1 pseudogene is annotated in these 993 nt (G+C 37.8%); it reads right to left on the bottom strand.

Annotation, left to right across the window (positions count from 1 at the left end):
• A pseudogene (locus BN2144_RS02450) lies at window positions 1-993 on the bottom strand (IS1380 family transposase); the annotation flags it as partial.

Raw genomic sequence — 993 nt, 5'->3', positions numbered from 1 at the left:
TAAGAATGGCTATTCATTCGATCGAAACCAAAACCATTTTTAGCTTCCTTGATGTAATTCTCCATCGTTCCTCTTTTTTGATAAGCTTGGACGATATCTTTTGGAGAAGCGATTTCAAAATTGGTGACAAAAAAGGAATGCGTAAAGAACAGTTCACCCGCAGGTCGTACAGACTGAATGATGACCTTTCTAGGTTTCAACCAAGATTTTGCTTGGTAAATGGTTTCTTCAAAATAGCGTTCTGTTTTTGAAACATCTTCAGGTACAGAAACAGGATGATACTCTTCCGCCAGACTTTTTAATTGTGCATTTGATTTTAAACGAATAACGTAATAAACCGATTCTTTCTCACAGTTCATACAGGGCAGGCACGGCAAATCCACTGTCCCCACGAAGAAACAAACTCGTTTCCGGGAATATTTCGTTGTAATGTTCAATCAGAGGCTGAATAAATTCGACCACACCATTGGAGGTGTAGACGTTTCCCGGGCGAAGTTTCGCTTTCAAAAAGTCGCCAGTAGCTCCATCAAAGGCAACTAAAGGATGAAATCCCATAGTTCCATAATGAGCATTGAAAGAGGACTCTTGGTTACCATACGTATCAGAATGGGTAGAATCTAAATCAATAAATAGAGCTTGCGATTTTCTAAAAGCATGAATTTTATCACGTAATTCTTGATTCGCTTGATTTAAATGATCAATCGATTCTTGGTTAAATCGAGTGTAAAAACGAGATAAGCTCGGTTGAGAAGCGAGAGCTGGTGTATCAATAATTTCTGTAAAAACAGGACCCCTTGTCAATTGATCGGCAGCGTCATCTTCATAATATCCAGCAATGATTTGATAGATCTTTTAACGTAATAAGTTTTCACTTGAATGAAAGTAATAGGCTCTTGGATCATCTAGTTTTAAGTGGTTTTCCAAAGTCTTGGAAAATCCTATTTTTTCATCAAACTCTCTAAAAAGAAGTTCACCCGTATCCGAGGAAAGAGA

The sequence above is a fragment of the Bacillus andreraoultii genome (genome assembly GCF_001244735.1).
Classification (GTDB): Bacteria; Bacillota; Bacilli; order Bacillales; family Caldibacillaceae; genus Caldifermentibacillus; species Caldifermentibacillus andreraoultii.
Note: the sequence above shows the minus strand (reverse complement) of the source record. Positions and strands in the feature narration are given on the sequence as shown.